A 6586-nucleotide genomic window follows, 5' to 3' on the forward strand; every position below is an offset into this window, starting at 1 on the left:
GACTACGCCATGTCGGTCATCGTCGGCCGTGCGCTGCCGGAGGTACGCGACGGGCTCAAGCCCGTCCATCGCCGGGTCCTCTACGCCATGTACGACGGCGGCTACCGCCCCGACCGCGGGTACTTCAAGTGCTCCCGCGTGGTCGGGGACGTCATGGGTAACTACCACCCCCACGGCGACACGGCGATCTACGACACCCTCGTCCGGCTCGCGCAGGGCTGGTCGTTGCGCTACCCGCTGGTCGACGGGAACGGCAACTTCGGCTCGCCCGGCAACGATCCACCCGCCGCCATGCGGTACACTGAGGCGCGGATGGCGTCCTTGGCGATGGAGATGCTGCGTGACATCGACCAGGAGACGGTCGACTTCGCCCCGAACTACGATGGGCGTTCGCAGGAGCCGCTCGTTCTGCCCAGCCGGTTCCCGAACCTGCTCGTCAACGGCGCCGGCGGCATCGCGGTCGGCATGGCGACGAACATCCCGCCGCACAACCTGCGCGAGGTCGCGAAGGGCGTGCGGTGGGCGCTCGACCACCCGGACGCGAGCGACTCCGAGTTGCTCGAGGCGCTGATCGGCCTGATCAAGGGCCCGGACTTCCCGACCTCGGGGCTCATCGTCGGCCGTAACGGCATCGAGGAGGCCTACCGCACCGGCCGCGGCAGCATCCGGATGCGGGCGGTGGTGAACGTCGAGGAGAACAAGGGCCGCACCCAGCTCGTCGTCACCGAGCTGCCCTACCAGGTGAACCCGGACAACCTCGCCGAGAAGATCGCCGAACTGGTCCGGGACAACAGGGTCACCGGTATCGCCGACGTCCGGGACGAGACCTCGGCGCGCATCGGCCAGCGTCTGGTCATCGACCTCAAGCGCGACGCCGTCGCCAAGGTCGTGCTCAACAACCTCTACAAGCACACCCAGCTTCAGGACACCTTCGGCGTCAACATGCTGGCGATCGTCGACGGCGTGCCGCGTACCCTGCGCCTCGACCAGATGGTCCGCTACTACGTCGAGCACCAGATCGACGTCATCGTCCGCCGGACCCGCTATCAGCTGCGCAAGGCCCGCGAGCGGCTGCACGTCCTGGACGGTCTGCTGATCGCGCTGGATCACCTCGACGAGGTCATCAACCTCATCCGCAACGCCGAGTCGGCGGACGTGGCCCGCGGCCAGCTGATGGAACGCTTCTCGCTGTCGGAGATCCAGGCCACCGCCATCCTCGACATGCAGCTGCGCCGGCTCGCCGCCCTGGAACGTCAGCGGATCATCGACGAGGCGGCCGAACTTCGCGCGAAGATCTCCGATCTGGAGGCGATCCTGGCCTCGCCGACCCGGCAGCGGCAGATCATCGGCGAGGAGCTCGCCGAGGTCGTCGAGAAGTTCGGCGACGAGCGGCGAACCCGTCTCGTCCCGTTCGAGGGCGACATGTCCATCGAGGACCTGATCGCCCAGGAGGACGTGGTCGTCACCGTCACCCGCGGCGGCTACGCCAAGCGCACCAAGACCGACCTCTACCGCTCGCAGCGCCGCGGCGGCAAGGGCGTGCAGGGCGCGGCGCTGCGCGAGGACGACATCGTCGAGCACTTCTTCGTCACGACCACCCACCACTGGCTGCTGTTCTTCACGAACAAGGGCCGGGTGTACCGGGCGAAGGCGCACGAGCTGCCCGAGCAGGCCAGGTCGGCCAAGGGCCAGCACGTCGCGAACATCCTGGCTTTCGGGCAGGATGAGCGGATCGCCGAGGTCATCGCGGTCAAGGACTACGAGGCCGCCCCCTACCTGGTCCTGGCGACCAAGCGCGGGCTGTGCAAGAAGACCGCGCTGCATGACTTCGACTCGAACCGGGCCGGTGGCCTGGTGGCGATCAACCTGCGCGACGACGACGAGCTGATCGCCGCCCGGCTCGTGGCGCCCGGCGACGATCTGCTCCTGGTCAGCCGCAACGCCCAGTCGATCCGGTTCCACGCCGACGACGAGCAGTTGCGGCCGATGGGCCGGGCGACCTCGGGTGTGATCGGTATGCGGTTCGATGCCGAGGACGAGCTGCTGTCCATGGACGTCGTCGTGCCGGGTACGACGGCGGATCTGCTCGTCGCCACCTCCGGTGGATACGCGAAGCGGACGCCGCTGGCCGAGTACCCGGTGCAGGGCCGTGGTGGCAAGGGCGTGCTGACCGCTAAGATCGTCTCGACTCGCGGTGGTCTGGTGGGGGCACTCGTCGTCGATCCCGACGACCAGCTCTACGCCATCGCCTCCAACGGAGGTGTATTGCGGACTGTTGCCAAGGATGTACGGCGGGCGCAGCGGCAGACCATGGGAGTCCGGCTCATCGATCTGGAGTCCGGCGTGCAGGTTGTCGGAGTCGCGCGTAATGCTGATGCGGAGGACACCGACGCCGGGCCCCAGGAAAGCTGAGAGCGAGCCCCGAGAGGCTGACGGTCTCGTGGTCGTGGCCACCCACGCCGAGAACGACGCCGCCCGAGGGGACGGGTGTGCGCGGGACCCGTGCACACCGTCAGGACCGAACCGGGAGAGTCCGTGAGTGACAGTCAGGAAGACCGGCCAGCCCGGTCGGCGGTCTACCGCGGCCCCTCCTCGGCCGCCGGGTCGGAGGGAGCGCGTGACACCGAGCAGTCCCGCCGGCCGAGCAGAGGGGACGGGGCCGGCCCGCGGTCCACGGTGAGACCCGCTTCCCCTGGTTCCTCCGGTGCTGGCGGCGCGGCCAGGGGCGCGGGTTCCTCCGGCCCGGGTTCCGCGGGTTCCGCCGGTGTTTCCGGTTCCGCCGGGCGTGATTCGGAAGCCGGTCGCCGGGCTGGCGCCGGGCCGGCGCCGGGACGCGCGGCGGACGCCGCGGGCCGCTCGTTGTCGCTGCGGGACGGCCGTGGGGGGGACGCCGGCAGCGAGACGGTGAAGGTGCCCGCGGCCGGCGGTGGGCCCGCGTCCGGTAATCCGTTCTTCCAGCGGCCCGGGCGGCCCGGGCGGCCCGTGGATGAGCGGGAGGGCGGCCGCGGCCCGGCCGGAGGCGCGGCGGACTCGCCGCCGTCCTCCGCCGGGGGGCCGACGGGTTCGATTGGGTCGTCGAAGGCCGGGTCGTCGAAGGCCTATCCGGCTGAACCCGGCTCGTCGGCGTCGGGTTTGGCGGCGCCCCGCTCCGGATCGGTCCCCGACGGGGCGAAGTCTCCCTTGTCCTCGCGGTCCTTGTCCACCTCCTCCGCGGGCGCGTCGGGCGCAGGTTCGTCGGGTGGCCCCTCCACGGGACGTGCCAGCGGAACGTCGTCGGTGTCCCCATCCGGGTCGGCTCGTACCGGGGCCGCTGGAACCCACTCCGACGAGGCGGGCTCGGCTACCCGGAAACTCGGCTCGGCCGCCGTATCGTCGCCGGCGAAGTCCCTCGGCCTGGCGCCACCCGGACCCGGTCGAGCCACGCCAGGGGGGCCGGCAGTTCGCGTGGAGCCCCCGGCCGAGCGGCCACAGGAGAACGACACCATCTCCCTGGTCCGCCCGCCCAGCATGACGAGGAGCCGTACCACGAATCCCGACAGGAACCGTGCCGCGCCCGAGCGCATGCCCGCCCCCGATCCGGTACGCCCCGCCGCGCCGGGCCCGGCGGGGGGCAGGTCCGGCGGTGCCGGCCCCACGGCGGCCTACGACCGGCCGCTCGCGGCGCCGGAGTCCGCGGGTACCGCCACGACGACGGGCGCTCCGAACAGCGTGACCACGACCTCCCCCGGCGCGCTCGACGACCAGCTCGAGCCGATCTCCGCTGAGCGGGCGGGTGCCGGTCACTCTCCTGGCCGGTCCGGTCCCGGCTCGTCCGGTTCCGCCCGCCCGCCCGGTCAGGGCCGGCGGGCCAAGCTCAAGCTGTCCAAGGTCAATCCCCTCACGGTGACCCGGGTCAGCTTCGCGTTCTCCCTCTGCGTCTTTGTGGTTCTGCTCGTCGCGATCGCCGTGCTGTGGTTCGTCCTGAACTCGATCGGCGTGTTCGACAGCGTCTCCGACGCGGCCGACACCCTGACCGACAGCAGCAGCACCGACATCCGAGGATGGCTGTCGTTCGGCCGGGCAATGCAGATCAGCTTGCTCATCGGGGCGATCAACGTCATCCTCATGACCGCGCTGTCCACGCTCGGTGCCCTGCTCTACAACCTCTGCGCCGAGATGATCGGCGGCGTCGAGCTGACCCTGAGCGATCATTAGCTTGGAGGTGCGGCGGCGGTCCCACTCCTCCGCCGCCGTCCTGTATTCTTGCACTCGCAGCACGGACCTATAGCTCAGTCGGTTAGAGCGCTTCCCTGATAAGGAAGAGGCCGGTGGTTCAAGTCCACCTAGGTCCACGCGCTGGCCGGTCATGCTCGCCGCCCTGTGGGCGGCTTCGCCGTGGCCGTCATGCTGGCCGGGGGGCCAAGTCCCCCGAACCCCCCGCGTTGCGCCTTCGGAGCTCGCCGTGCCCAGCGGGGTGGTCGGGCCCCGGCGGCGAGGTTTGAGATCAGGGCCGGGTCGACGTGCTGCGCGAGGTCGAGGGCAACGCCACAGGGACGACCTCCGGCTGCATAAACCGTCCACCGGTGATCCGGGAAGATCCCCGCGCGTGCGGGGATGACGCCGCCGCAGCGGGCGTCAGGCTCGGCGGGTCGGGAAGATCCCCGCGTACGCGGGGACGACGAACCACCGGCCTCTTCCTTATCAGGGAAGCGCGGAAGATCCCCGCGCATGCGGGGACGACACTTGCTGACCTGGGAATCTATCAGCGGAGCAGGCCGAAAAACTTCACTCCGCTAAGCCGGCCGTTGGCGGTCGGCAGGGTGCCAGACGTGGCGGCGGAACCCGTGTGCCTGTCAGTGTCCCGGCGACGGCGTGGGCGGGCCGCCGGCACGACGGTCCGTACGCGCGGCCAGCGCACATAGCGCAGCCGGCGCAGACCGGGAAGCCTGCGCCACGTCAGGGAGCTGGCCGTGCCGGTCGCGCCGAGGTGGCGGACACCGAGGCGGGCACCGGGGTGTAGCGAAGCTTCTCCACCAGGATGGACAGCCGGCGGCCCGGTTTCTCCAGGACGACGTAGCTGATCCATCCACCGAGGACGCCGGCCGTGACCAGCAGGGCGGCCACCCACGGAAACGCCGACGGCGCATGACTGACCAGCCCGTGCCGGTCCAGCACTAGCAGCAGAATCGGCTCATGCCACAGGTACACGCTGTAGCTGATCATGCCGAGCCAGACGAATGCTGGGGTGGCGAAGAACCGGCGCCACAGCGTGTCGCGGGGCGCCAGCACGGACGCGGCGAACAGCACACCGAAACCGATCGAATTCAGCGTGGAGAACGCCTCGAACGATGCCGCGGTGTGCCCCCGGACCATCGCGTCAGCGATGATGAGCCCGGCGGCGACGAACCGCAACGCACACGCGAGCGGGGCGGACAACGGCCGTTCCCGACCGCGGCGGACATAGAGAACCGCAGTGATCATTCCGAGGCCGAAGTTGCCGGCATAGTTCTGCGGCGAGAACCAGTACGCCCACTGGTCGTGCTGGGCCCGCACGATGTAGACCGCGTAGACGATCCAGACGGCGGACACCACGATCAGCAGGACCGGCGGCAGGCAGAGCCGCCGCCAGCGATGCGCCTCGGGTAGTCGATGGGTCTGCCGCCGCCGCAGCCAGCCGGCGACCAGGGCGAGGTAGAGATAGAAGTAGACCTCGACGGCCAGCGACCAGGCCGGGCCGATCGTGTAAAACACCCGTTTACTGTCGAAGACCTGGGTGAAGGTCAGGTGTTCGACCAGGTCGATCCAGTCGCCGGGCAGGCCGGGGTTGCGCGCCGCCCATACGATGATGAGCGCCGTGTAGTACAGCGGAAGAACCCGCAGCCCACGACGTATGAGCGTGTCTGTGGGTGACCGTTGGGTCCGGCCGGCCCTGACCCGGTTCACCATCGGCATATACAGCAGGAACCCGGAGACCAGGAAGAACCAACTGATCATCCCGTCGAAGGCGCCGAGGACCTGGCCGAGGAATGTACCCGCGTACGGCGTGTTGCCATCCCCGCGGCAGAACTGATAGGCGTGGAAAATGATCACCGAGATCGCCGCCACGCCGCGGAACCCGCCCAGGTCGACCAGCTCGAGCCTGGGATCGCCCACTGTCGTCTGCCGACGACCGCGGCGGTTTCCTCCGGTCTCTCCGGTGATACCTGCCTCCCCGGCCCGCGGCCGGGCCGAGGTCCGGACCGGCACCGTCGGCCGCTCCCTCGGTGGCGGTAACGGTGGTGGCGGCGGTGGCACCGGTGGCGGTGGGGGCTGCGCCCACCAGGACGGGAGAGCCGGCGCGGGCAGAACCCGGGACCTCGGCACGATGTTTCGAGGGTCGCCTGGTGTGGTCATGACCTGGCTTCGGGGTAAGGGACCACACCGCCCGCCGCGAAGCCGGCTGGAGGGGCGGTCGCGCTGTCCGGCGTGACCGGGTCGGGCTGCGGCACGGTGCGTGGGGTCACGTGCCACTCTCGTTCCCGCAGCAACTCCTTCACCGGTGCCAGCCGGGCGATGACGTTCTTGAACTCGCTGTAGAAGATGTTCATCAGGCAGAACTGGACGTAAA

General features: G+C 70.0%; 4 protein-coding genes, 1 tRNA gene and 1 pseudogene. 3 read left to right on the forward strand and 3 right to left on the reverse strand.

All coding sequences use genetic code 11. The annotated features are described in order from the left end of the window. Positions 1-2412 (forward strand): DNA gyrase subunit A (gene gyrA / locus AC08OU_RS15620; RefSeq protein WP_476605206.1); only part of this gene is annotated, 2412 nt, incomplete at its 5' end. A 686-nt stretch (positions 2413-3098) separates the two neighbouring features. On the opposite strand, the gene AC08OU_RS15625 is transcribed toward gyrA, so the two are convergent. Beyond that, complete coding sequence (locus tag AC08OU_RS15625; RefSeq protein WP_462188017.1) at positions 3099-3563, reverse strand: hypothetical protein; 465 nt, start codon at positions 3561-3563, stop codon at positions 3099-3101. Here AC08OU_RS15625 and AC08OU_RS15630 point away from each other — a divergent pair. Next, positions 3562-4194 (forward strand): DUF3566 domain-containing protein, encoded by a 633-nt coding sequence (locus AC08OU_RS15630; RefSeq protein ID WP_476601113.1) that lies wholly within the window; start codon positions 3562-3564, stop codon positions 4192-4194. The genes AC08OU_RS15625 and AC08OU_RS15630 overlap by 2 nt on opposite strands. Before the next feature lie 63 nt (positions 4195-4257). Beyond that, positions 4258-4331 (forward strand) — tRNA-Ile (locus tag AC08OU_RS15635). 604 nt (positions 4332-4935) lie between these two features. Here AC08OU_RS15635 and AC08OU_RS15640 read toward each other — a convergent pair. Both AC08OU_RS15640 and AC08OU_RS15645 read right to left on the reverse strand, forming a co-directional pair. After that, entirely contained in the window at positions 4936-6132 is a 1197-nt protein-coding gene (locus tag AC08OU_RS15640; protein ID WP_476601115.1) for an acyltransferase family protein, read from the reverse strand. A gap of 236 nt (positions 6133-6368) precedes the next feature. Then, a pseudogene (locus AC08OU_RS15645) lies at positions 6369-6586 on the reverse strand (glycosyltransferase family 2 protein); the annotation flags it as partial.

The organism is Frankia sp. CcMO1 (assembly GCF_977945845.1).

Bases quoted from the DNA above. Each gene is read 5' to 3' on its own strand.
- AC08OU_RS15630 (WP_476601113.1), top strand. From the start codon at position 3,562: ATGCCCGCCCCCGATCCGGTACGCCCCGCCGCGCCGGGCCCGGCGGGG.
- AC08OU_RS15625 (WP_462188017.1), bottom strand. From the start codon at position 3,563: ATGCGCTCGGGCGCGGCACGGTTCCTGTCGGGATTCGTGGTACGGCTC.